Origin of the sequence: Chryseobacterium sp. MYb264 (assembly GCF_035974275.1) — a bacterium.
In the GTDB taxonomy this organism is placed as follows: Bacteria; Bacteroidota; Bacteroidia; order Flavobacteriales; family Weeksellaceae; genus Chryseobacterium.
In genome coordinates this window covers 707070-731383 of sequence record NZ_CP142422.1, presented here as the reverse complement: position 1 = coordinate 731383, position 24314 = coordinate 707070, and the positions used below count along the sequence as shown (strand labels likewise).

Below are 24314 nucleotides of genomic sequence, written 5' to 3'. Positions count from 1 at the left end.
TTTTAAATTATCTGACTGTGATGATAACACGCTGATATCTCGTCAATGCAGGAGTTCCGTTGTCTGTCGCTTCTAAAATCAAATGCATAGTTTGTCCACTTTTTGCTGTTTTAGGAACCAAAATTTCAGGATTTAAGCTGTCAGATTTTGAAATCTCAATGTCGCCATTATACGTTCCGGCTTGTTTGAATTGCCACCATTTTACAGTAACTTTATTTCCGTCTGGGTCGATTACAGAACCATATAAAGGAACTTTTTCACCTGCGGAAGAACGAATGTTTATCGGACCTGAAATTTTCACAACCGGTTCGTGATTCACTTTGGAAAAAGTAGGTGTAATAGACCAAGTTAATCTTGCCGCAAAATCATTCATAGCCTGTGATAAAAAGTTAGGGAAAGCCAATTCTTTATCCGATTTTTCTTTTGAAGCCATCGAATTTGCCATTGCTTCTGCACTGTTATTTCCGTCGGCTGCATTATCGAAAAACATATTGGAATTGGCTTTAGAAGCAGGTTCAATTCCGCCCCAACCTCCGTAAGAACCAGATTCGTAAGAACGCAATCCGTTTCCGAGCATATTCATAAAGGTAAAATTGTCGCCTTCGCTTAAGAAAGAACCTTTTGGCTGTAATGGCATCCAGACTTTGTAACCTTGCTTTTTCAGTTCTTCGGCGGTTACACCTGAAAATCCGAAGAAATCTACAATGTCATTTTTCACCATCTGCTTTCCGTCGCCCCAAACTCTGTACAATTCGCCAAAAGCACCTTTATTGGAGATATTTTTTTTCATCCAATCGGCGGAGAAGTATTTTACATTTTCCGGACTTGCTTTCAGAGGAGCCGTGTAGCCATAATTTGGACCGTCTACAAATTCTCTGTAATCCAGTTTTGGCCAATTCGGTTTGATGTAAGAGGCATACGTATCGTCTTGGTCACCTGAAGGTAAAATGACTAGTTTTCTGGCCACTTTAGTTTGAATTTTCTCCCAATCTGTCGTATTTTCAAACTCTTCCTGAATCGATTTTAAAGCTCTTGCAATTGTACTTAATCCGCCCCAGGCTGTGACGTATAATTTTCCTGGCTTGTTATCGAGAATCGCAGCTTTAATTAAATTTGAACCTTCTGAATCTTTAGAAATATCACCATCAAATTCAATATTTCCATATTTTATTTTTGATTGTAAAACTTCAGGAGAAGGATAATTCGGATTGTGAACTTTTAAATTGGAATACGATTTAGCATAAGCATCTACCGCATCGTGAATGAATTTTTCATCTTCGCCCCAACGCCATGATTCACAAGGGCAAATTCCGGTTCCAAATCTTGAATATTCTCTGCTCGGAACAAACCATTTTGTACCTTTTCCATCGCCTTTCCAGTGAAATGCGCTGCTTGCATAAATCAATCCATCAATATCCAAATCTGAACTGTACAACAAAAAACGAATCATCGAATTGCTATCATCCAATTCCGGGTCGGCTGTGATGATAATTCTCGGTCTTTCAGGATGAGAAGCCGTTTGAGCCTGTCCAAAAAAAGAACCCATTATCAGGAAACCAACAGCTAACTTCTGAACTTTTTTATAAGGTTTGAAATTAATTTTCATTGTTTTTCTTTTAGTTTGACAACTGTAAATCTTAACCACAAATCGAAGATTATCTCCTTTCAGGCGATGAATGATATTTCAACGTAGTCAAAAGGCACAAAAGTTTTTGTTTTGACACACGCTTTAAGTTTAAAAAGCTGAAAATCTTAGAATACATTAGTTTTGACAATCTTTGATTTTCGATTTTGTGAACTTTTAGAATTATTATTTTAGACTTAAAGCTTTTGTAACTTTTGTGGTTAAAAATCAGTTTTAATTCAAAAAATAAAATTCTGAGCCCGTAAACTACAGACTCAGAATCTTTTCAATTACTTTTTATATTTCTCTGTTCTTGCATCTTTGATTACACCAGACCAGTTCATTCCGTATCCGAAATCGTAGTTGTGACCTTCGGAATCTTTGTGCGTTTCCATATCGTAAGGCACGTCTTCTTTCTGTTTTTCAACCGTTACCATATTCGCAGGCATTTGTAAAGGAAGCAAACCTGAAGGCTCATATTTTCCGGTTACGATGTCTACCACCGCCTGATTGGATACATTGAAATTCATCAAAATTGCATCTGCATGACCTTCAAATTCGTTAAAAATCATCGGTTTTGAGGCTGTTATAGAAACAATGACAGGTTTTCCGTTCATTGCTTTGTACGTATTTTCAATCGTCAACAAATCTGTGAAATTGGTAACCGTTGACGTTTTATTTTTGAATGTTCTGTCGTGTACATTTGGCGCAACAACCGGGTCGCCCGCTGCAATACTTTTGTCACGAGCTTCTGTCGCTGTGTATGTCTGGTACTGAAGAGAAATTGGCAAATACCCATTTCCGCCTTCTTTAGCATCGATATCGCTGTAACCGCCTTCCTCACTGTGCGGACTTTTTACAAAAACCAATGCAAAATCAGCTTTTGCAGGATCTTCTGTTACGTTATAATGTTTTTTAATTTTCTCAATATCAACTGGGTATTCCAGAGACGGAGCCGTGTAAATTCCCCACCAGTTGAATGTTGCGGGAGAATATCTCTTTGGAATATACACCGTTTTTCTTTCTTTAATCGGAAGAACATTCGCTTTGTTTTTCAGCATCACGATAGATTTTACCTGAGCTTCGTAACCTGCTTTCATGAATTCAGGATTTCCGACGATTTTCTTGGTTTCTTCAACATTTACATAAGGATTTTCAAACAATCCGGTTCTGAAGAAATTTCTTAACAAACGAACAGCAGACTGCTCAAATTTGGCGCGGTATGCTTTTTCTCCATGCTCTTTTACCCCCATCTGATAGGCTTCCAAAACGGGTCCTTTATCATTATTTCCTCCGAACTGGTCAACGCCAGCTTCCAAAACTTTGTAATGACGTTCAGCGATGGATAATTTTTCTGCGCCCCAAGGTTTTCCGGCAAATCCGCCAGGAGATTTTGGTTCATCAGCAGTAATTAGCCAATCAGTACAAACGACCCCGTCGTATTTATATTTTCCACGAAGTAAATCAGTTATTAAATATTTACTATATCCATTTCCAACATTTTCTCCGTTTTTCGTGTCCTGATTAAAGCTGATCGTATAGTAAGGCATTACCGCAGAAGCTTCTTTGGTTCCTCCAGCTAATTTGAAAGCGCCTTCTGTAAAAGGTTTCACGTGATTCTGGAAGTTATTTCCAGGATAAACCGCATATTTCCCCATCGCCCAGTGACCGTCGCGACCGCCTTCTTCAGGTCCGCCTCCAGGCCAGTGTTTTACCATAGCATTTACACTTTTGTTTCCCCAACCGTTTTTATTGCCAACTGTTGTTTGGAATCCGTCAATATATCCTCTTCCTAAATCAGCCGTCAATTCCGGACTTTCAGAGAAAACATAAGCAATTCTGTACCAACGAGGTTCTGTTCCTAAATCGATTTGAGGCGATAAAGCTGTTGAAATTCCTAACGCACGATATTCCTGAGCTGCGATATTTCCGAATTTTCTAACCAATTCGGGGTCGAAAGTGGCACCCATTGCCAAACCATCTGGCCAAAGAGAAATTTGTCCACCCGCGCCTTCATTGAATTCTGCAGTCACCGTTGCCGAATGTCTCGGGTCTGTACTGTTATTGGCGGGGATTCCCAATCCTAAGCCTTCGATATATGCCTGAATATTATTGCTCCACTGTGCTGCAACTTCCGGAGATTCAACCGTTGTTACCAAAACGTGGCGAAGATTATCGTCTTTTAGAAATTTCTTTTGCTGATCTGTTAAATCAGAAGCTTTTGCACCGCTTTCTTTGTATAACATTCCGTTATATTTTCCTGCTCTGAAACCATCTGCAGGAGCAGGAACCGATTGATGGCCACTATACAGCATCAAACCTGCGATCTGTTCAATGCTCATTTTTGAAGCTAAATCTTTCGCTCTTTCATCAACCGGAAGTCTCCAGTCTTCATACTTATCAAGCTTTCCGTTTCTGTTGAGATCTTTAAACTTATTTCCGCCAACCGTAAGGATTTTTACCCCAGACTCTGCGGAATATCCCAATGCAGGACCTTTTGAATTGGTTACCGTCTGAATGTTTTGCGAAAATGCTGTTATTCCAAAAAATAAAGCGGCTACATTTAAAACTGTTCTTTTCATTGTTTATATTTTAGAAATTAAAGCTTACTGAGAACTGACCTGTCAATGGCATAATGTACGTTCCCGTCAACAACTTCCCATAGAAAGGCGTTGCATCAGTAATCAATTCAGCACCGTTGATGGTTCCGCTGGCTCCTCTTTGGTTTAAGAAGTTAATTACAGTTGCTCCCACATTGATATTTTTATTAACTGTATAGCTTACCCCACCAAAAGTTTCCCATCTTGGTGCGAAATACAAGGCGTTGGTAAGATTCGCGTATTGTTTTGAGAAATATCTGAAACTTGCCCAGAATCTCCATTTATCAATGGTATAACTAGGATCGATTTCCATTAAAACTTTAGAAACACCCAATACATTTTTATCAGCATAATTATAATTTTCGCCAAAAGCACTGAATGCGAAATCTTTATACACCGGATTTTGGAATGTAATTAAATAATGGAAGTTAAATCCTTTGAAAGGCTTCAAAACGAAATCGGTTGTCCAGCCCAAAGTCTGGATGCTGTAATCTACACTCGCCACTTCAACCTGAGTGCTGTTGTTCGGGTTTACAAGGTTGTATCTTCCTAAATATCCGTTTTTCGTTAACCAGGTAGCCTGAGAAATCAATTGGATATAATCTGTATTCCAGAAAACTCCGATCGCTCCCAAAGGACTTCTGATTTTCTTCATATCAGGAGTAAATGGCTGAGAATAACTCTCTAATCTTCTGTTTTCTTCTGTATAAAGGAAATTTGCCAAAACACCGAAATTTTTGCTGATATTATAAGTAGCATTTACACTTCCTCCCACATGAAACCAACTTTCTTTAATGTTTTGGAAATCATTCGCTGCAAAAACAAAATTAGGCGATCTCGGCGTCATAGAAAATTCACCATCGATCATATGATTTCTTAAATGAAGCCCATAGCTTAGGTTAAAATTATCAGATACTTTCCAGTCATCTGCAGCATATACTGATAATTTATTTTCAGTTCCGCTGTGGAATTCTCCGCCAACATTATAATTGTAGAAACCATTGGAATCGGTTGAAGGACCGATTAATCTTTCCGGCTGTGCCCCCACCGTCTGGAAGAAGAACGATCTGTTGGACGTGAATTTATCAATATTATAATACTGTTCCAAGATCCCAACGGTCACATTGTGATCTCCGATTTGCTTGTTTAAAGAGAAACGCCCTGCAATATTCGTAATCGGTGTTTTAGGAGTATACATCGCCAATTGCGTTCCCACAGGACCAGAGTAAGCCTGGCCATTAGAAGCCAGCGTATAACCCGCCGAAGAATCTGCATTGAAAATACTCAAAGGGATAATATTCGCCATCTTCACATCCGCAAAGTGAGCTCTTGTGGAGAATTTGAAATTCCAGCCGTTATTCAACAGATAATTACCTAAAATATCAATATTATGAGCCTTTGAACTGTTATCACTGCCGCTCATGCTTGCCCAGAAGTCACGTCCGGTCAGAATATCTTTCATTCTGATCTGTCCGTCATTCACCACGTAAGAATCTCTACCAATCTTAAAATTATCAAGCTCCGTCACTTTACCGTTTTCACCATATTGGAAAACCGCGTAATTTCCTACGTTATAAGAATCTGAATATTTGTACAAAAATGAGATCTGACCTTTATTATCTTTAAAATATTTCGTAGCACCCACTCTGAAGATCTTTGTTTCATCCACATTTCTGGCAAAACCTAGTTTGAAAGTACTCGGATCATAGTTAACAAAAGCTCCGGCAGTATATGTCCATCCGTTTTTAGAAATCGGTCCTGAAACATTCACATCACCCTGTAGCCATCCAAAAGTACTCGTCGTAAACTTTCCTTTTACTTTAAGTTCTTTCGTTCCCGTTTGAGAATAAGAATTCACCGCGAAACCAAGATCCCCCATGGTATTGGCCAATTGATCCATTTTTAAAAGTCCGGTTCTCTCTAAACCTACACTTTGTCTCCATGTTTTGTTGGGAAGTTCCGGCCAGAAAAAGTAAACGGCAGGCAAATCATTTTCAAGGATGGTAATTCCTCCAACCGTTGCCGGTAAACCGATGTTTACGTCCCTTGGGCTGGTGTTGTTAGCCGCATTAAGCATCACATTCCTGTTGTTATCTTCTTTGGAGGAAGTGGTAACGGTCTTTACGCCTTCTTCGGTTTTAGAAGCCTCTTTCAAAGCGCTTTTCACCGCAAGGCTGTCCGTCTCCTGCCCAAAAGCTACGGCAAAGGAAAACATCAGCCCCAATGCTGAAATTTTTAAAGTTGATTTTCTCATCGTACAGTTAGTTAGTATAATTTCTTCTTACGTTGTTGTTTAGCAATTTTTACATAAAGACACAGGAATATCCTGCATCCAAAACATATTGGATGGACTTTATTTTTCATCAACACCGGATTGGGTTGCTTTCCAAAACCGGCTATTCATCAGCATATCGGAACGAGGTTTAAATGGGCGAAACGTTTCATCTCATTTTCAAACCCTATTTTTTATTTTAATTAAATGGTTCATCTCCATTTTCAACTAAAACCTACTCTTTGGAAAGAGTCATTTCGAATAAATTTCGTTCAAAAAAGTGTTCGTTTTCATTGCTTCCATGCGAAGCAATACAATACTACATTGTTTCAATGAATTCACCAAAAAAAATATTAAATTTTCTTAATATTTAATATAACAAACTGTATTACAGATTTATATTTTTTGCAAATTAAAAAAAATAACCATTGATTCTTATTGAAACAATGATTAATATCACGTTAAAATTTCCCCAAAAAGTACCTCAAGACCTTCTTTTTCGTCTTTACTCCATTTTTTTATCACTAAATTTGTAAATACACATTTTTGATTTCTAATAATGGATTCTAAAGAGCAATTTTTAAAAAAATCAATTGAGGCAAAGGAAATTTTTATTCCTCACCTGTCAGCCGATCCTGTTATTTTTGGTTTTGATCAAAACGAACTAAAAGTTTTACTGCTGAAAATGAATTACAGAAAGCAGTGGTTTCTGCCTGGCGGATATGTCAGAAAGGATGAAGACCTCGATGATGCCGTTATGAGAATTCTAAAAGACCGCGCCGGAGTGACGGAAGTATATCTTGAGCAATTTGCGGTGTTCGGGAAGAAAAATAGAAGTGAATTTTATTTCGAAGATTTTGATGAAACTCTTTTCCATAAACAAAGATTTGTAACCATTGGATTTTATGCTCTTTACAATCCTGATCGCTTTAATCTGATTCGTGATGAATTCAGTGAAAGCTGTGAATGGATCTATTTAAGTGAGTTGCCCAACATCGAATTGGCAATGGATCACCGTGAAATCATCGAAAAAGCTCTATTAACTTTAAGAGAGAAAATCTCGCATAAACCTATCGGATTTAATTTATTACCCGAAAAATTTACCCTTTCTGAGCTGCAAAAATTATACGAAGTTATTCTCGGAAAAGAGCTTAACAGAGGAAATTTTTATAGAAAAATTAAAAATCTAGGAATTTTAAAAAAGCTGGATGAAAGAAGAACCGGTGGCGCGCATAAAGCTCCGGATCTGTATTCATTTGATGAAGATAATTATGCTAAAGCACTTGAGAACGGATTGAGCAACTGGTAGTTTAAATATAAAAATTGCTTTATCCCAGCCGATAAAGCAATCTTCTAATTATAATTAATTTTCAATAAAATTTAAATTTTGAAGAAAATGCTGACAGCCTTCAAAATCGTAATAATTGTTTTTGAGTAGTTCTATCTGATATTGTATGGGAAGGAATTTCCCCCATTTTGAAAAATCAAGAATTTCAGGACTCGTTTTTATTAACTGATGCAAATATTCATTAGTATCTAGGATTTTAAAATCAATATTTTTAACTCGTGCAATAAATTCAGAACTCAACATTTTCATTTTAAATTCATCATTAAGTGGATAATAATCAAAAGAGATATTTGCTTTCTCAAATACAAATTTTAATGTCTCAACAATTTTAGAACCGATAAAAGGATAAAAAAATAGATTCTCATTACTTGACCGTAAAGGCCTGTCTGTCATACTATCTACTATACTGAAACCAACGAAATCACTTTGTAAATCAGAAATACATAATTGTCCATTGCTGTCCAATAAATCATATTTTTCATCAGAAGTCAGAATCTCAAGCATCTTCTCTTTTATTTTAGAAGAAACTAAACCACCCTCACTATCAAAAAGAGGCTTATCCCCATCATAAGCAGGAATTACTTCAATCTTTTTTGTATCAAAGTCAATATTTTTAATTTTCCATATTTTAGCAGAAAGGTAAATATTTTCATCAATATCAATTTTAGGAGACAAAGGCAACTCGCCTATTTTCACCCCTTGATTAGAAACTTTAAATAGTATTTCTGTTTTGAAAAGAATATAAAAATCTTTGGTATTTACCAGTTTTTCGCCTTCAATTCCAACAATATATTCATTTCCTAGTTTTTCTAAGAAATCAATTGCAGTCAGATGGTTGATAATTTCAATTATCACTTCATATTCAATATCTGAAAATGTAGAATTTGAAGTAAATTGCTCTGTAAGCTCACTCAATGATATACCGGAACTCCCTTTAACAACTGATAAAATCTGATGAACCAAAATATCATATGGTTTTTTATTCACAGAAATAGGCTCAATATATTGCTCTTTATATAATAGCCAGCATGCCAACGATTGTAGCAGACTCCAAGGATCTGTTGCATACAGAAAAAGATTGCTGGATTTCCCCTCACGCCGACCACTTCGCCCCACTCTTTGAATTAACGAAGCAATACTGTGCGTTGCATCAATCTGAACTACTTCGTCTACGTTTCCTATATCAATTCCCAGCTCTAAAGTGGAAGTACAGGAAATGCAGAAGTTTTGACCAGTACTGTTTTTAGCAAAAAGTTCCACATATTCGCGAACTTCCTTATCAACGGACGAATGATGCGAAAAATAATTCGTATGCCCGCCCAGTCTATTCGCTGTTTTTTTAAGCTTTACAGCAACTTCTTCCACGCGACCTCTGGCATTAGGAAAAATTAAGGTTTTACGGTCTCTAGTTCGGCTGTATATATCGTCTAATAACAGAGAAGGTAATTCACTTGTACTCGTCTCGAAATACTTAAAAACAGCATTGATTGGCTTGGGTGTAGTATCACGAATAATTTTAGTATTTTCAGAATTCCCTAAAAACTCTTTTAGCTCAACATATTGGTTTACATCACTTACTGTAGCAGATAAACCCACAATACTGAATTTTTTATTATTGATTCTCTGTAAACGGTTTAATAAAGATTGTAATTGAATTCCACGATCCGAACCTAAAAAAGAATGAATTTCGTCAATAACAATATATTCTAAATTTGAGAACAGATGGCGAATATAATAGGGTTTGTTCACGAACATCGCCTCTATGGATTCGGGAGTAATGAGAACAATGCCTTCAGGATTTTTTACTAGTCTGTCTTTTGCTCCTTTCGAAGCTTCTCCGTGCCATTTGGTAACCGGAACATCTAAATATTCACAAAGCTTTTCAACCCTTAAAAACTGATCATTAATCAATGCAATTAAAGGTGAAATATAAAGAACTTTTACCCCTTGCTCTTTAAAATTCACTTTTGATAAAATAGGCAAGAAAGCAGCCTCAGTTTTGCCTGAAGCTGTTCTTGATATTAAAACGTAGTTATTGTCTGTGGGGATAATTCTTTTTATCGCCGCATCCTGAATGGGTCTTAAACTCCCCCAACCCTTCTCATAAATATATTTCCTGATCGGTGGTGAGAGCATATCAAATGACTGCTGTATCATATTTCTTCAATCGTATTAATGAAGGCAGCATCATTCGGTCTTTCATCCTCAATTTCAATTTCGCCGAACAGTCTTTTTTTATCAACATCCGGATTCTGTCTGATAATATTTAGAATATTCAGGAAGTCACGAATCACTTCCCTAGGAGTTAAAAACTCTGAAGCTCCCGGTTTATTAAAGATTTCCTCCATGAAAGACGAGATTTCTTCATCTGAAATATCAAGATCCGTTTTATAATTACAATCAAAAATAAATTTCAGTTTTTTAAGTAAGACAAAGATCTCATTATGATTTAAAGGCGTTAATTTGATGACCGGTTGGGCAAAATCTCTGATTTCAAGTGTTTCAAATTTATTTGTTTCCAATCTCGATTTTAGAGCCTGATAACTGAATAATCCTCTTCTTTCGTTCTCTAAAAACTCTTCTGTTCCTGCAAAATTGATAAAGAGATTTGAAATTTTCCCCTGAAAACAGTCATTATAAATAGAAAGTATTTTTTCATAGTTTTTTTCGCGTGCCGCAGCCGTTGAAATCTTATAAAGATTGATTGCTTCATCCAGATTGATCATGAAACCGCTATATCCCATACTCACGAAAAACTTACAGAAATTCTTCAGCATATCATAATAATTTGAATCGTTAATGATCTCACGAACTCCCAGATCCTGCCTTGCTTCTGTTTTTGTAGTATATTCTCCTTTTAGCCATTTCAGAGCATTTCTCCGTAATAACTCATCATTTTTAATATATCCCTCATAATATTTTACAATCACAGAACCAAAGTCAAATCCGCCAACTTCTGTGATTTCATTAACTGTTTTCATGATTGAGTTTTGAATAATTTCCAAATACTGTTCATTCCTGATATCAGCCAGCGAAATAGTATTCGCTTCTGCAGTTTTTGCAATCACCTGTTCAATCCATTTTTCGAGCAAAGTCTGCAAAGCACCACCTTCCGGTTTGGTCTGGATTGCGATATTATCCATGATTGCAGTATACAGAATCACCGCCTTTCCGTCGTTTGAATACAATCTGTTGTCCGGTGTGAAATCTGCGTTCGCAACAACAAATTTTTGTTTTAAAGCCACCGTATTTAATAAATGAAGCATAAATGATTTTCCGCTTCCGAAATCTCCGATCCAGAATTTCACTAAACTATGCCCGTTTTTCACATCTTCCAAAGCTGAAATAGAAGCATTTACTTCTTCCGACCGGCCTACGGTGATATGCTGAACACCAATTTTAGGAACAACTCCGCTCACAAGAGAATTGATAATAGATGTGGCTTCCTTAGGTTTAATATTGTCAATCATTGTTTAAAAGTTTTTTATAATAATCTGTATTAATGGTAAAATATTCATCTTCTTCTTCAATCAAAACATCGTCAAGAATTTCGTAACAAACCTCGTTTATTGAATCTATTGCTGAACCCATGAAAAGATTTTTAGATTGAATAAAATCTTTAAGATCATTTTGAAAAATGGTAAAACTGTGTTTTTCGAACCTCGTTAAAATTTCACATTGAATTTCTGTAAAATTTAATTCTTCAAGATATTTTGAAATTTCGGGTTCAGAATCTTTATTTGTTATGCTAATGGTTAACTCTTCTTTATGTAAAGCTTCTTCTGTCTTAGCAGAAGTATTTTCGTCTTCATACTCTTCATTAAGAATATCTCCTAGTTTCTTAGCAATTTCTGAATCCAGCCGCTGAACATTTTCAACGGCGTTTGTGTCAATAAATATTTTTTTTCTTTTGGGCGTATATAATAAATTAACTTTCCCGATGGCTGTTTCGATATCTCTACTAACAACAAAATCACTTACTATTTTTTCGAAATCATTAAATTGCTCAGAGGTTGAAAACAAACTTTTCTGAATCGTTTTAGTAAGCTGTTTTTTATCAAATGTTTGAGAATTTAAATCTTTATCCAAATAATGAATATAAAGTCGCAATGCACAGGTTTTATCATATCCAGCAATAAATTTTGATGCTTCAAAAAAGATATTATCAACAGAAGGATTTTTAATATTCACATCCGTTAGCCTGAAAATTTCACGTTCAAAAGCTAAAGAATTGGAATAATCTTCTTTAATGATTTCAAATTTCGTTTTCCAGCGATTGGTATTGTTTTCATTCAGAATAATATTTGTTTTGTAATCTGCATCTAAAATCTGATGTTGATGGTCTACTAAAAAATCCTGAAGTTTTGAAATTATTTTTTTATTGTATTTAATAAGAATATCGGGATGACTATATGTGAAATCTTCGCTGATTTTTCTTTTAATGCCATAAAATTCGCGGACGTTATTTTCGCATAATTTTATGATATGATTTAAAATTTCAGCCCGAATAGAATCGTAAGTATATTTATAATTAAGACTTTCCGGTTTATAATTGTACTGCAGATAGATAATAATTTCAGATAATTCATCAATAACCGAAGAATACGATTTATTGACCGGAATACAATGAGTATTCAGAAATTCTATAGACCTTAAAAATTGCTTTAAAATTTGAACTTTACAATAATCAATTTCATTAAAGGCATTATTATCAAACGAAAGTTGGTTCAGAAGCTCCTCCTGATTTTCATTGAGATTTAATTTCCGGGAATATCTCTTTCCGATTTTAGCCTCTTGGAGAGGTACTATATTACTCTCCTTATTATCTGCTGAAACAGATTCATTTTTTGAAAAATCAGAACAAAAATTAATGGCAATATCTTCATGACCTGATACATCAGTAACTGAATCATTATGCATCGTTACGGACAAGCTGCTCTGTACCGGAATGTCATTTTTCTGTTGAAATGAATTTTTTATATCATGATTTCCGTCAAGATTATTAAAAATATCAGACTCATGGATCAAGATAATCGTGTGTCCCGATTTTCTTAATTCTAAAGCTTTTTCAACTTTTCTCCCATAACAGGAATAGGTCCAACAAGCATTATTAGTCGAGCCTATGATCAAATAATCGGTCTTTTTTGAAATAGAATTTACAGAAATTCCTCCCTGATCCTGTATGGCTTTCTGAAGTTCTGTTCGTGAACCTCTGTTTAAAATACCAGTGATACAGAACGTTTTATTTGTAAAAATAATTTCTCGATTTTGAGCACAAATACCTGAAATATTGATATTAATTGTATCTCTTTCAATTTTATCGGCAACTTCCTTGTTCTTTATTTCAACAAACTGTTTAATAAAAGCAGTGAGAACTGCCCTTTCTTCTTCTGTAATAATTCCGTCTTCTACAACGGACGAAACCAAGCTTCGTATTTCATCGTAGGGATAATATGAACTTAGATGTTTATTCTCAGAAAGCCACGCATCAAGTTTAAAAATTTCTTCGTCACTTAAAATACCGTCCGCCAGAATTCCATGGAAAATACCCTGTAAAAGTTGTAAATCAGAGGTAATCCCGTTATAATAAATGCTATCATGCTCATATTTCTGACAAAGCCAATATAAATCTTCTACCGCTTCTTTTGTAGGGATTTCATTTGAAGCCGTATTTTCGATTAAAAGCATAAATTCACGAAACGGATTTCTATTGACCAGATCATAATGCTCCTGAGCCCATAATCTGAGCTCACGCATTTCTTTAGCATCAATAATATCATCTGAAATAATCCCTAACAAAAGACCTTTTAAAGAATTAATGGCCTTATCTGCCCTTGCTTTAGTAGTAACGATCTGTAAATCCGAATTTTCGAAAGTAGTCATCTTAAAATAAAATTGAGTAATGGGTTATTAGTTCTATTTGAAATCAATTCAAAGATCTAATATAACAATATAATTACTCAAATTTATTCATTAACAAAAAATATTCGTTACGGCTTCCCGTAAATTGAATTATTTATCTAATTCTCTCTGAAAAGCTTCAAAATATTTCGCCAAATGTAATCCATCTGCCAAACCGTGATGTGCTTCAATGGAAACCGGCATCATCTTTTTACCATCTTTAACCGTGAATTTCCCAAATGCAATTTTCGGAATACATTCTTTAGGATCAAAATTAGTTGGATGTAAAACTGTGGTAAACGAACTCCAGGGAATGGTCGTGTGTCTGATATGATTAATAGGTAAAACATCATTGCTAATTCCCAAACCTGTTGAATTTTGCACAATTTTTATCTGATTTTGTAATCCTTCATTAAAAGTTTCAAAATTTTCCGAATAATGAAAAAAAGAAAAGCCAAAAGTGCCGTCTTCCCTTCCAATCGTACTTCCGCAATGCACTTCATCAAACAAAATAATTTGATCGTCAACCATTCTCAATCTCAATTCTTCCACAGAATTTATCGCGATCATTGATTTGTGAAGATAATAGGCAAAAAACGACTTACCGCTTTCTTTTGCTTTTTCATACGCTATTGTGCAGTCCACCTCCGTTGTAAAACCGAAATAAGGACTTTTCATTTTAGAGAAAAATTCAAAATGCTCCTTTCTGTTCCAGTTTTCTAAATCTATTACCTTCATTAAATTTAATTTTTTGCAAATTTCCGTAAGATTTACCGTTTTAAAAACTTTTGGAATATGAAATTTAAACGTAAGGTTTTAATTTTAATCAAAACTATAATGCCTGTTGAAATTTATAATCAGAAGGATTTACTTTCATTAATTTTTTAAAATAGTTGGTTAAATGACTTTCATCAGTAAAACCAAACTCAAAAGCGATTTGCTTCATCGTCATTTGACCGGATTGGATTCTTCTTTCAATTAATTTTAACTTATAATCTGTGATATATTTTCGGTAAGAAATTTCAAAATTTCGTTTAAAATAGGCTCCGAAATAGGTGTCAGAAATATTAAAATGCTTGGCAATTGCAGAAATTCTGATAAGTTCAGGTTTATAAATATTTTGATGAATATAGGAAATCAAATCATCTTTTTTAGGTGCTCCGTGATCAACTTTAACATGTAAAAATTTCGCAGAAGCTTCACGAATTAAACCAAATAACGACAAAACCTGAAAAAACATAATCGGCGAATCGGAAACTTTATTGAATGTATTGTAATCAATAATATTTTCAATTGTCTTTTTTAAAATGGTTTTACAAGGTTCATCAAAGATGAGTTTTTCTTCTTTCAACAAAGGATTTCGCATAATATCTGTGGGAGAAGCCGTCGCAAGATTATCCGGTGAAAGATGTTTATTCTGATCAAAATAACTGTCATTAAATTTTATAAAACAAAACCTGGTCAGTTTTTTGATGCAAAAAAAATGTTCATCATCTGGAGAAATAAGATAAAAATCTCCTGCTTTATAGGGAATGATAATTCCGTTAATATGGTGATCGCCACAACCTTTGAAAATATATATCATTTCATAATAGGTATGGCTGTGTTTGGGAAACGGATAAACAGCAACTTCAAATGTATCAATTTCTAAAGGTTCAAACTGTTTTCTTTTCATGTCTTAAAATTACAATTTGTTAAACGATTTTTACAACCTAAAAATCATTTTTTTTAACAAAATTTGTATAGATCTTGAAGAATTTGGGGAAATGATCTTCAAGGTCGTTTTATCCTTATTCCTCTTGCATTTTAAATTAATCGACAAAATTTTAACTATGAAGGTTCTAAAAAAAATTTCAGGAATTGTATTGGGAAGTCTTTTGCTTCTATCGTGTAATCAAAAAAATAAAGAAAATTCTACAGCTTCAAACGAAACATTGCTACTTGAAAATGTTCGCTTAATCGACGGAAACGGCGGAAATCCTGTTGAAAACACAAAAGTTTTGATTAAAGACGGAAAAATTGCTCAAATTGGTAATGATATTTCCGATAAAGAAGCTCAGGTTATTGACTTGAAAGGAAAAACAATTATTCCTGCGCTTATTTCTGCACATTCTCATATCGGAACATTGAAAGGAACTACCACAAAACCTGAAAATTATACCGAAGAAAATATTCTTTCCCAACTTAAAAAATATCAGGATTATGGAATACTGAATGTGATGTCGATGGGAACTGATCGCCCTTTTCTGTTCGAAAGCGGTTTGAGAGATAAATCAGTGAATGGCGAAATTGACGGTGCGAGAATACATTCTGCCGGATATGGTTTTGGTGCTCCCAATGGTGCACCACCGCTTGATTTTGCAATGGATAAAGTCTATCGTCCAACTTCAGTAAAAGAAATTCCAGCAGAGTTAGACAGTCTGAAAAAAATCAATGCTGAATTAGTTAAAATTTGGGTTGATGATTTTAACGGAAAATTTAAAGCAAAAGTAAGTCCTGAGATTTACAAAGCGATTATTACAGAGGCTCACAAAAGAAATTTGAGAGTGGCGGCTCACGTGTATTATCTTGCAGACCTTAAGAAACTGCTTGCTGACGGGATTGATATAATTGGTCACAGCATCAGAAGTGAAGTGATTGATCCGACAACTTTAGCACAAATGAAAGCTAAAGGCGTCGTATATATTCCTACACTTTCTTTGGATAAGTACTCATTTGCCTATGCTGAAAAACCGGAATGGATTGATGAAGAATTTTTCAAAAAATCACTGGAACCGGGAGTTTATGAAATGATAACTTCTGAAAAATATAAAAATGATTTAAAAAATTCACCTTCCTATACAACAAATAGGAAAGCGTTTGAAACGGCAAAACAAAATCTTAAAAAAGTTTACGATGCCGGAATTTTAGTGGCAATGGGTACAGACAGCGGAGCCATGCCACTTCGTGCACAGGGTTTTTCAGAACATTTAGAATTACAGCTGATGACTGAAGCGGGATTGACTCCCTTACAGGCATTAACGGTTGCGACAAAAAATTCAGCAAAAGCATTAAAAATAGATAACAATTTTGGAACTATTGAACAAGGAAAAACAGCAGATTTTATGATTGTTGAAGGAAATCCTGCGAAAAATATTCAGGACACCCGAAAAATAGTTTCAGTGTATAAAGCCGGAAAAGAAGTTTCCAAAAGCGTCTTAAATAAGTAAATCATGAAGAAAATTCTTGTCAGTTTAGTTTTTGTAGCCAGCTTCATGAGTGTATATGCACAGTCTAAGGCTGAAGTGATCTCTAAAATATACCCTCCCAATCCCGATCCTTCCGGAATCGCTGTGAGTTCAAAAAACAGAGTTTTCTTAGGATTTCCCCGCCACGCAGACAATCACAAAGAATTTGCGTTAGCAGAATTAGTGGATAACAAGTTAATTCCTTTCCCCAATAAAGATTTTGTGTATCCAAGTACAAAACCTTATCAGGATTGGCTGGTTTCTCCACATGGAATCTATATGGATAAAAATGATATTCTATGGGTTTTGGACGATGGTAAAAGATCGGGAATTAAAGAAATTCCTTTGGGGGCTGCTAAAGTTGTCGCCATTGACATCAAGACTAAAAAAATTCTGCATTCGGTCATTATTCCGAAGCCTGTTTTATCGGATGACTCTCATTATAACGATCTTCGTGTGGATCTTTCTCATGGTGAGAAGGGAACAGTATATATTGCCAATTCCGGATTTGGAGAGCGCTATTCTCTGGTGATATTGGATGTAGCTACCGGAAAATCGAGAGAAATCTTGTTAAATCATCCTACAACTTCTCCCGAGCCCGGATTTATGGGATTTCTTGAAGGAAAACCCCTCGTTTATGATTTTAAAAAACAAACTTTTCCCAGTGGTGGCGCAGATGGAATTGCGTTAAGTCCGGATCAGAAAAAATTATACTGGACTGCCATTACAGGAAGAAAATTATACAGCATTTCTACCGAAGTTATCAGTAACTTTAATACTTCTGAACAGGAGATTGAAAAGGCGGTAAAGTTCGAAGGCGAAAGGCCTGCCTGCGATGGATTGGCTGAAGATGAAAACGGGAGTATTTATTTCGGAGCATTTGAGCAACAGTCGATTGTCAAAAGAAAAGCAGACGGAAAATATGAATTACTCTCTCATGATCAGGAAAATTATGTGTGGCCGGACGGGTTGGCCTACAGAAACGGGTACGTTTATGTCACATTAGGTCAATGGAATCGTCTCCCGGGGTTTAACAACGGAAAAGATCTTAGAAAGCCACCCTATTTAGTGGTGAAAATAAAAAGCGAATAAAACAGATATTTAAATTATAAAAATGGAATACAGAAAATTAGGAAATAGCGAATTAAAAGTTTCTGCGATCACTTTTGGAGCCTGGGCTGCCGGAGGATGGATGTGGGGAAGCACAGACCGAAATGAGGCCATCGAGGCCATCAAAGCATCTTATGATGTCGGCGTAACTTCTATCGATACCGCTCCTATTTATGGACAGGGAACCAGTGAAGAGATCGTTGGAGAAGGCATTAAAGGGATTTCCCGTGATAAAGTTCAGATCTTAACAAAGTTTGGAATGCGTTGGGATCTGGCAAAAGGAGATTTTGCCATGCACAGCAAAGACAACAGCGGAAATGCGATCGATGTCTATAAATTTGCAGGAAAAGACAGCATTATCTACGAATGCGAACAGAGTCTGAAGAGACTGGGAACAGATTATATCGATTTATACCAGATTCACTGGCCGGATTCCACAACGCCTATTGATGAAACTTTTGAAGCGGTTTCAAGATTAATTGAGCAGGGGAAAGTCCGTCATGCAGGGGTTTGTAATTATAATGCCCAGCAAATGGCCGAAGCTGAAAAAACGCTGAATTTGGTATCCAATCAGATTCCGTTCAGTATGGTCAATCGCGGAATTGAAGAGGAAACCGTACCTTATTGTATTGAAAACGGAAAATCTATTTTAGCCTACAGTCCGTTGGAAAGAGGTTTGCTTACAGGTAAAATTCATAGCGGCTACCAATTTCAGGAAGGTGATCACAGAGCCGGACACAAGCATTTCCAACCGGAATTCATTGAAAAAACCAATCAGCTTTTAGATAAAATTAAACCTATTGCTGAAGAACATAACGCGAGTTTAGGACAATTGGTTATTCGTTGGACGATCGAAAGAGCAGGAATTACCATCGCTTTAGCAGGAGCAAGAAATGCAGAACAGGCCGTTCAGAATGCGAAAGCCATTGATATCGATTTAAGCAAAGAGGAATTAACGGCAATTAATGAGTTGGTCAATCAGTTTAAATAATCTCATTTGAAAATAATGGAAAAAAGAAACAATACTTACCAGCTTACACTTAAAGAGTTAACCCTAAAAGATGGGTCTGAAGGTGATAAAATAGTAGAATTTGATTTCGACAATCATGATAATCTCTTCCAGATCTTCGAGCTCATCAACTCGAAAAAGATATTTGAAGACGAGCAAACAGCACAGGAATTTGCTTTAGGTTTAAAACTGTTCACCGAAGTGATGCTGAAGAATAAGCAGCATCCTTTGTTTGAGGAGCTTCGTCCGGCCATTATGGAATTCATGAAAAAGCTTAAAAGTCAGTAAACTCAACTAAACAAGAGTTCATACTGAAAACAATTCAATTAAAAAAAATAAGAAATGGAATATAGATTTTTAGGAAAATCAGGATTAAAAGTTCCTGTATTAAGCTTTGGAACTGCCACATTCGGCGGGGAAGGCGATTTCTTTAAAGCTTGGGGAAATACTCAGGTGGAAGAAGCTAAGAAGCTCGTGAATATCTGCCTGGAAGCAGGCGTCAATCTGTTTGATACTGCCGATATTTATTCAGATGGCAAATCGGAGGAAGTCTTAGGAAAGGCTATTGAAGGAATTTCCCGCGATCAGCTGCTTTTATCGACTAAATCAACGTTTACTTTTGGTGACGGCGCCAACAATCAGGGTTCTTCCCGGCTTCATATCTTAAAGCAGGTAGAAGGAAGTTTAAAACGTCTGGGTACCGATTATATCGATATTTATCATATGCACGGCTTCGATGGCAACACGCCTGTTGATGAAACCTTGAAAGTTTTGGACGAACTCGTTACCAGCGGGAAAGTACGCTATATTGCCGCATCCAATTTTTCAGGCTGGAATTTAATGAAATCGATCGGGATTTCAGAAAAATATGGCTGGAGCAAATACATTGCGCATCAAGTTTATTATTCCTTAGCCAACCGCGAGTATGAATGGGAACTGATGCCTTTAGGATTAGATCAAAACGTTGGAGCTATCGTGTGGTCTCCCCTTTCTTCAGGGCGTTTGAGCGGTAAATACGGCAGGAATAAACCAATTCCTCAGGAAGGCAGAATCGCGCAAGGCGGCAGCCCTGTTCCTGAAGCCGTGGTTCAGGAAGAGATTTTCTACAACACCATCGATGCATTGGAAGAAGTGGCAGCCGAAGTCGGTAAAAATGTTGCTCAGGTGGCTTTGAACTGGCTGTTGCAGCGTCCTACCGTTTCCAGTATCATTATCGGAGCGAGAAATGAGGAGCAGTTAAAGCAAAATCTGGAATCAGTAGGCTGGAATCTTACGCGAGAGCAGGTTGAAAAACTGGATAAAGCCAGTGAAGTCCCTCCTATTTATCCGTATTGGCATCAGTGGCAGAATAAAAGTCTGAATCCGACACCGGATTTTTACAGTCATCTGAAATAATTTTCTAACCGCAAAAGAGACAAAAATTTCTAACGTTTTTTTCGTCTCTTTTGTAGTTAATATACTTTAGGGCAGCTTTATCCGTCTTCCACTCCCGCTTTTTTGTTCCGCTTCGCTACACAAAAAGAGCTCCGTTCAAGCCGGGCTGCAAATCAGTCAAACATAAAAATATTGGTCATTAATTTGATATTTAAATATTCTTTCACGAATTTTAATGAACAAAATAAAAACAATGAGTACAGAAAAAATAGGATTCATCGGTCTCGGAAATATGGGACATCCGATGGCAAAAAATTTAGAAAAAGCCGGATTTTCATTATCCGTTTACAATAGAACAATTGAAAAAGCTGAAGAATTTAAAGAAAAGTCAACAGTCTTTGAGAATGTTTCGGAGCTGGTAAAAAACAATGATATCATTTTCACGATGCTTACAAACGATGCAGCCGTAAAAGCAGTGTATGAAGAGGTTCTAGCCTTGGATATCACCGGAAAACTATTCATCGACATGAGTACGATTTCCCCCGAAAAAAGTAACGAAATTTCGTCGGCAATAAAAATAAAAGAAGGTTCATTCATTGATGCACCAGTTGCTGGAAGCACAAAGCCTGCAGCAGATGGAACGTTAATTATTATGGTTGGTGGCGAAGAAAAAGATGTTCAGCGCGCCGAACCGTTCCTTCAGAAACTGGGAAAAAACATTAAACATTTAGGTGAAAACGGAAAAGGAATTGCCGCCAAACTATCGGTTAATTATTTCATTTCAACTCTTTATCAGGGTTTGGCGGAAACCATTCTGTTTTCAGACAAACTAGGCATTGAGCGTCAGGATATGCTTGAAATCATCAATGAAAGTGCCAGCGGAAGCGGTGCCACGAAGGTAAAAACCCCTTTGTTAGTGGAAAATAATTACGAACCCGCTTTTGCCCTAGATCTGATGCTGAAAGATATCTTACTGGCTAAAGATGCAGGTGCAGATTATCCTTTGTCTCAAACTTTAATTGAAACGTATCAGTCCGCTCATAACGAGGGATTTGGAAAAGACGACGTGATCGGAATTATTAATTATCTAAAAAAATAAAAAAATGCTACACGTAATCGCGAAAAGTATTGCTAAAAAAGATAAAATTGAAGAAACAAAAAATGCTTTGGAAGCTTTAATTGAACCAACCCGTAAGGAAAATGGGTGCATCCAGTATGATCTTTTGCAGGATCATTCCAATCCGGCATTATTCTTTTTCACGGAAATCTGGGAAAGCAATGCGCATTTAGATGCTCATCTTGCCACAGATCATTTCATCAACTGGAAAGGAAAATCTGATGATTTACTTGATAGCCCTATGGAAGTCTCTTTATTGAAAAAAGTATAAGATGATCAGAAAAATTGTCAACATTGGATTTTGTTTATCCTTTTTAACTTCCTGTGAAGCAAAGGAAACTGATAAAAATTTGAACCCAACTACAGAGCATGCACGAAATTCTCAGTCTGAAACTTTACTTTACAAAGTCCGTGAAGCCCAAGGCGGTGAGAAACCTGTCTTGGTTATTTTACTGCATGGCTACGGTGCCAATGAAGATGATTTGCAGCCCATAGCCCAATATTTCCCAGAAAATTATATTGTGGTTACACCGCAGGCTCCTTATAAAATCGGGCAGCAGAATTATCAGTGGTATACTGGTGAAAAGGATAAGGATGGTGGTTTTGGTGCAAAAACAGATGAACTGAGCTCAAGTATTCAAAAAGTGGAAACTTTGGTGAAAGATCTTCAGAACCAATATAAAGTTTCAGCTTCAAGGACTTTTATCGGAGGTTTTAGTCAGGGGGCAAATATGAGTTATCATCTGGGGCTAAAGGATCCTTCTTTATGTAAAGGCATCGGCGTGTTGAGCGGAACAATCTTCAGCTCACTGCAGAAAGAGCATGAAAAGGACAAAGCATCCTCACTTAAAATCTTTATAGGACATGGAAATTTAGATGACCGAATTCCATATACCGAAGCAGTACACTCCAAAAATTGGCTTGACCAACATCATTTTGAATCTGAACTGCATACGTATACAGGAATGTCCCATTCTATTTCTCCGGAAGAAGTTCAGGATTTCATCAGTTTTACGATAAAAAATTTGTAATATGAACAGGAAAACATTTGTAAAAACTTCAGCATGGGCTTTGGCATTTTTTCCGTTCACAAAAATAAATGCAATGCTGATTTCAGATCTTATCCCCGAAACTTATTTTTTTGAGAACGACGGAGTCATTCCGAACAGCAAATATCCTCTTTTGGTGTATAGAAATGCTTTTTCAGAAAGAGGAAATTCTGGAGCGGAATGGCTTGAAAGTAAATTTAAAGCCAATAACTGGTACAATTCATGGCGATACGGAATTTATCCTTTTCACCATTACCATAGCAATACACATGAAGTTTTGGGTATTTTTCAAGGTTCTGCCGAGATCATGACCGGTGGTCCGAAAGGAAAAAAAATGAAAATTTCAGCAGGGGATATTATAATTATTCCTGCCGGTGTGGGGCATCAATGCCTCTCCCATTCAGATGACTTTACCGTGGTTGGCGCCTATCCTGATGGTATGGAACCAGACCTGGTACGTGAGGACAAGTCAAAATACACAACCTCCGTGCACACCATTGAAAAAGTAAAAATTCCTTCATCAGATCCTCTCTTAGGTACAAAAAAAGGCTTAATCCAAATTTGGAAATAAAAACGAAATACTATGAAAGATTTTAAAACCGCATTTTTCCTGCTGAGACTTCCTATAGCTATTTCACTATTGGGACATGGCCTGGTAAGAATACCCAAGCTTTCTGTTTTCAGCGACTGGATGGTAACCACTATGGGGAAGTCAATGATTCCACAGCTTATTATTATCCCGTTCAGCTATGCTCTGCCATTTATTGAAATCGCTTTGGGAATTATTTTACTCATTGGGTGGCAATTCAGAAACAGTATATATGCCTCACTGATCCTTATGAGTATTTTAATATTCGGAAGCTGTACCATTGAAAACTGGGCTGCCATAGAAGCTCAGCTGCTCCATGCATTCTATTTTTTCGCGTTGTTTATATTTTATGAAAAATTCAGAACGGAAGAACCGTAAATCAGGTTCCACGTAAATGGAAAACCTGGTTTTCTTTTTTTTCATTTATTTATAAAAGATATTTGTACTTTAGAAGGTGTTTACTATTGAAAAGACTTTCAGATTGATAAAATCATTCCCATGCTAGAGATTCTTCTTTCCCATATTAAAAATAAAATTGAGATCACTGAAAAGGATAAAAGTGAACTCCAGCAATTTTTCACTTATAAAAAGCTTCGCAAAAAACAATATTTACTTCAGGAAGGTGAAGTTTGCAAATACCTTTCTTTTGTCAGTAAAGGATTGTTAAAATCTTATATTTTGGACGAAAAAGGAAGCGAACATATCAATATGTTTGCTTTTGAAGGTTGGTGGATCTCAGATTTTAACAGTTTTATTAATCAGGAAAAAGCAGTCCTGAACATCGATGCGATTGAAGAAACAGAATTACTGATGATCACTCGTGAAGATTATGAAAATCTGATGGTAAAAATTCCTTTAATGGATCGTTATTTTAGAATTTTATACCAAAACAGTCTTGTTACAAAAGACTATCGGTTAATTGTTTCCAATTCATTTACTGCAGAAGAAAAATATACGCAGTTTGCACAGAAAAATGCTGATATCATTCAAAGAATTCCTCATAATCTTATTGCGTCCTATCTTGGTTTGGCTCCCGAAACGGTAAGCCGAATTCGCAAAAAGATTTCTTTTAAATAATACTTGATCTGGATCAA

20 protein-coding genes are annotated in these 24314 nt (G+C 36.1%); 12 read left to right on the top strand and 8 right to left on the bottom strand.

The window, feature by feature from the left end; translation table 11 throughout:
- Positions 1-7: 7 nt before the first annotated feature.
- The 3 genes from VUJ46_RS03220 to VUJ46_RS03210 all read right to left on the bottom strand — a co-directional run bounded on the left by VUJ46_RS03220 (position 8) and on the right by VUJ46_RS03210 (position 6478).
- Positions 8-1606 (bottom strand): DUF1593 domain-containing protein, encoded by a 1599-nt coding sequence (locus tag VUJ46_RS03220; RefSeq protein ID WP_326983573.1) that lies wholly within the window; start codon positions 1604-1606, stop codon positions 8-10.
- Between the two features lie 308 nt (positions 1607-1914).
- On the bottom strand, positions 1915-4206 hold the full coding sequence (locus VUJ46_RS03215) for a glycoside hydrolase family 3 protein (protein ID WP_326983572.1): 2292 nt from the start codon (positions 4204-4206) through the stop codon (positions 1915-1917).
- Between the two features lie 10 nt (positions 4207-4216).
- Positions 4217-6478: a TonB-dependent receptor gene (locus VUJ46_RS03210; protein ID WP_326983571.1), complete on the bottom strand. Its 2262-nt coding sequence runs from the start codon at positions 6476-6478 to the stop codon at positions 4217-4219.
- Between the two features lie 577 nt (positions 6479-7055).
- Between VUJ46_RS03210 and VUJ46_RS03205 the strand changes: the two genes are divergently transcribed.
- Positions 7056-7805 (top strand): NUDIX hydrolase, encoded by a 750-nt coding sequence (locus tag VUJ46_RS03205; protein ID WP_326983570.1) that lies wholly within the window; start codon positions 7056-7058, stop codon positions 7803-7805.
- Positions 7806-7859: 54 nt separating this feature from the next.
- Here VUJ46_RS03205 and VUJ46_RS03200 read toward each other — a convergent pair whose 3' ends face one another.
- From VUJ46_RS03200 to VUJ46_RS03180, 5 genes are all read right to left on the bottom strand, one after another.
- Complete coding sequence (locus VUJ46_RS03200) at positions 7860-10001, bottom strand: DEAD/DEAH box helicase (protein ID WP_326983569.1); 2142 nt, start codon at positions 9999-10001, stop codon at positions 7860-7862.
- The gene (locus VUJ46_RS03195) at positions 9998-11314 is read right to left on the bottom strand and encodes an ATP-binding protein (protein ID WP_326983568.1); all 1317 of its coding nucleotides are present in this window, start codon (positions 11312-11314) and stop codon (positions 9998-10000) included. The genes VUJ46_RS03200 and VUJ46_RS03195 overlap by 4 nt, the downstream gene beginning before the upstream one ends.
- Complete coding sequence (locus VUJ46_RS03190; protein WP_326983567.1) at positions 11307-13727, bottom strand: tellurite resistance TerB C-terminal domain-containing protein; 2421 nt, start codon at positions 13725-13727, stop codon at positions 11307-11309. Before VUJ46_RS03190 ends, VUJ46_RS03195 begins: the two co-directional genes overlap by 8 nt.
- Before the next feature lie 129 nt (positions 13728-13856).
- Positions 13857-14483, bottom strand: a complete 627-nt coding sequence (locus tag VUJ46_RS03185) for a chloramphenicol acetyltransferase (protein ID WP_326983566.1) — start codon at positions 14481-14483, stop codon at positions 13857-13859.
- A 94-nt stretch (positions 14484-14577) separates the two neighbouring features.
- Positions 14578-15420, bottom strand: a complete 843-nt coding sequence (locus VUJ46_RS03180; RefSeq protein ID WP_326983565.1) for an AraC family transcriptional regulator — start codon at positions 15418-15420, stop codon at positions 14578-14580.
- A gap of 157 nt (positions 15421-15577) precedes the next feature.
- Here VUJ46_RS03180 and VUJ46_RS03175 point away from each other — a divergent pair, with 157 nt between their 5' ends.
- The 11 genes from VUJ46_RS03175 to VUJ46_RS03125 all read left to right on the top strand — a co-directional run bounded on the left by VUJ46_RS03175 (position 15578) and on the right by VUJ46_RS03125 (position 24297).
- Positions 15578-16954, top strand: a complete 1377-nt coding sequence (locus tag VUJ46_RS03175) for an amidohydrolase family protein (RefSeq protein WP_326983564.1) — start codon at positions 15578-15580, stop codon at positions 16952-16954.
- A gap of 3 nt (positions 16955-16957) precedes the next feature.
- Entirely contained in the window at positions 16958-18064 is a 1107-nt protein-coding gene (locus VUJ46_RS03170) for an L-dopachrome tautomerase-related protein (protein WP_326983563.1), read from the top strand.
- A 22-nt stretch (positions 18065-18086) separates the two neighbouring features.
- Positions 18087-19073 carry an aldo/keto reductase gene (locus VUJ46_RS03165; protein WP_326983562.1) on the top strand — a complete coding sequence of 329 codons (987 nt, stop codon included), beginning with the start codon at positions 18087-18089 and terminating at the stop codon, positions 19071-19073.
- Between the two features lie 15 nt (positions 19074-19088).
- A complete protein-coding gene (locus tag VUJ46_RS03160) occupies positions 19089-19379 on the top strand; it encodes a DUF3861 domain-containing protein (protein ID WP_326983561.1) in 291 nt (96 codons plus the stop codon).
- Positions 19380-19433: 54 nt separating this feature from the next.
- A complete protein-coding gene (locus VUJ46_RS03155; RefSeq protein ID WP_326983560.1) occupies positions 19434-20486 on the top strand; it encodes an aldo/keto reductase in 1053 nt (350 codons plus the stop codon).
- A gap of 214 nt (positions 20487-20700) precedes the next feature.
- Positions 20701-21564 carry an NAD(P)-dependent oxidoreductase gene (locus VUJ46_RS03150; protein ID WP_326983559.1) on the top strand — a complete coding sequence of 288 codons (864 nt, stop codon included), beginning with the start codon at positions 20701-20703 and terminating at the stop codon, positions 21562-21564.
- A 4-nt stretch (positions 21565-21568) separates the two neighbouring features.
- Positions 21569-21853 (top strand): putative quinol monooxygenase, encoded by a 285-nt coding sequence (locus tag VUJ46_RS03145; protein WP_326983558.1) that lies wholly within the window; start codon positions 21569-21571, stop codon positions 21851-21853.
- 1 nt (position 21854) lies between these two features.
- Positions 21855-22613 (top strand): alpha/beta hydrolase, encoded by a 759-nt coding sequence (locus tag VUJ46_RS03140; protein ID WP_326983557.1) that lies wholly within the window; start codon positions 21855-21857, stop codon positions 22611-22613.
- Position 22614: 1 nt separating this feature from the next.
- The gene (locus tag VUJ46_RS03135; RefSeq protein ID WP_326983556.1) at positions 22615-23202 is read left to right on the top strand and encodes a cupin domain-containing protein; all 588 of its coding nucleotides are present in this window, start codon (positions 22615-22617) and stop codon (positions 23200-23202) included.
- A gap of 12 nt (positions 23203-23214) precedes the next feature.
- Positions 23215-23598, top strand: coding sequence for a DoxX family protein (locus VUJ46_RS03130; protein ID WP_326983555.1), 384 nt, complete (start codon positions 23215-23217; stop codon positions 23596-23598).
- Between the two features lie 120 nt (positions 23599-23718).
- Positions 23719-24297, top strand: coding sequence for a Crp/Fnr family transcriptional regulator (locus tag VUJ46_RS03125; protein WP_326983554.1), 579 nt, complete (start codon positions 23719-23721; stop codon positions 24295-24297).
- The last annotated feature ends 17 nt before the right edge of the window (positions 24298-24314 follow it).

Coding starts and splice junctions, on each gene's coding strand:
- VUJ46_RS03220 (WP_326983573.1), bottom strand. CDS start 1,606: ATGAAAATTAATTTCAAACCTTATAAAAAAGTTCAGAAGTTAGCTGTT.
- VUJ46_RS03215 (WP_326983572.1), bottom strand. CDS start 4,206: ATGAAAAGAACAGTTTTAAATGTAGCCGCTTTATTTTTTGGAATAACA.
- VUJ46_RS03210 (WP_326983571.1), bottom strand. CDS start 6,478: ATGAGAAAATCAACTTTAAAAATTTCAGCATTGGGGCTGATGTTTTCC.
- VUJ46_RS03205 (WP_326983570.1), top strand. CDS start 7,056: ATGGATTCTAAAGAGCAATTTTTAAAAAAATCAATTGAGGCAAAGGAA.
- VUJ46_RS03200 (WP_326983569.1), bottom strand. CDS start 10,001: ATGATACAGCAGTCATTTGATATGCTCTCACCACCGATCAGGAAATAT.
- VUJ46_RS03195 (WP_326983568.1), bottom strand. CDS start 11,314: ATGATTGACAATATTAAACCTAAGGAAGCCACATCTATTATCAATTCT.
- VUJ46_RS03190 (WP_326983567.1), bottom strand. CDS start 13,727: ATGACTACTTTCGAAAATTCGGATTTACAGATCGTTACTACTAAAGCA.
- VUJ46_RS03185 (WP_326983566.1), bottom strand. CDS start 14,483: ATGAAGGTAATAGATTTAGAAAACTGGAACAGAAAGGAGCATTTTGAA.
- VUJ46_RS03180 (WP_326983565.1), bottom strand. CDS start 15,420: ATGAAAAGAAAACAGTTTGAACCTTTAGAAATTGATACATTTGAAGTT.
- VUJ46_RS03175 (WP_326983564.1), top strand. CDS start 15,578: ATGAAGGTTCTAAAAAAAATTTCAGGAATTGTATTGGGAAGTCTTTTG.
- VUJ46_RS03170 (WP_326983563.1), top strand. CDS start 16,958: ATGAAGAAAATTCTTGTCAGTTTAGTTTTTGTAGCCAGCTTCATGAGT.
- VUJ46_RS03165 (WP_326983562.1), top strand. CDS start 18,087: ATGGAATACAGAAAATTAGGAAATAGCGAATTAAAAGTTTCTGCGATC.
- VUJ46_RS03160 (WP_326983561.1), top strand. CDS start 19,089: ATGGAAAAAAGAAACAATACTTACCAGCTTACACTTAAAGAGTTAACC.
- VUJ46_RS03155 (WP_326983560.1), top strand. CDS start 19,434: ATGGAATATAGATTTTTAGGAAAATCAGGATTAAAAGTTCCTGTATTA.
- VUJ46_RS03150 (WP_326983559.1), top strand. CDS start 20,701: ATGAACAAAATAAAAACAATGAGTACAGAAAAAATAGGATTCATCGGT.
- VUJ46_RS03145 (WP_326983558.1), top strand. CDS start 21,569: ATGCTACACGTAATCGCGAAAAGTATTGCTAAAAAAGATAAAATTGAA.
- VUJ46_RS03140 (WP_326983557.1), top strand. CDS start 21,855: ATGATCAGAAAAATTGTCAACATTGGATTTTGTTTATCCTTTTTAACT.
- VUJ46_RS03135 (WP_326983556.1), top strand. CDS start 22,615: ATGAACAGGAAAACATTTGTAAAAACTTCAGCATGGGCTTTGGCATTT.
- VUJ46_RS03130 (WP_326983555.1), top strand. CDS start 23,215: ATGAAAGATTTTAAAACCGCATTTTTCCTGCTGAGACTTCCTATAGCT.
- VUJ46_RS03125 (WP_326983554.1), top strand. CDS start 23,719: ATGCTAGAGATTCTTCTTTCCCATATTAAAAATAAAATTGAGATCACT.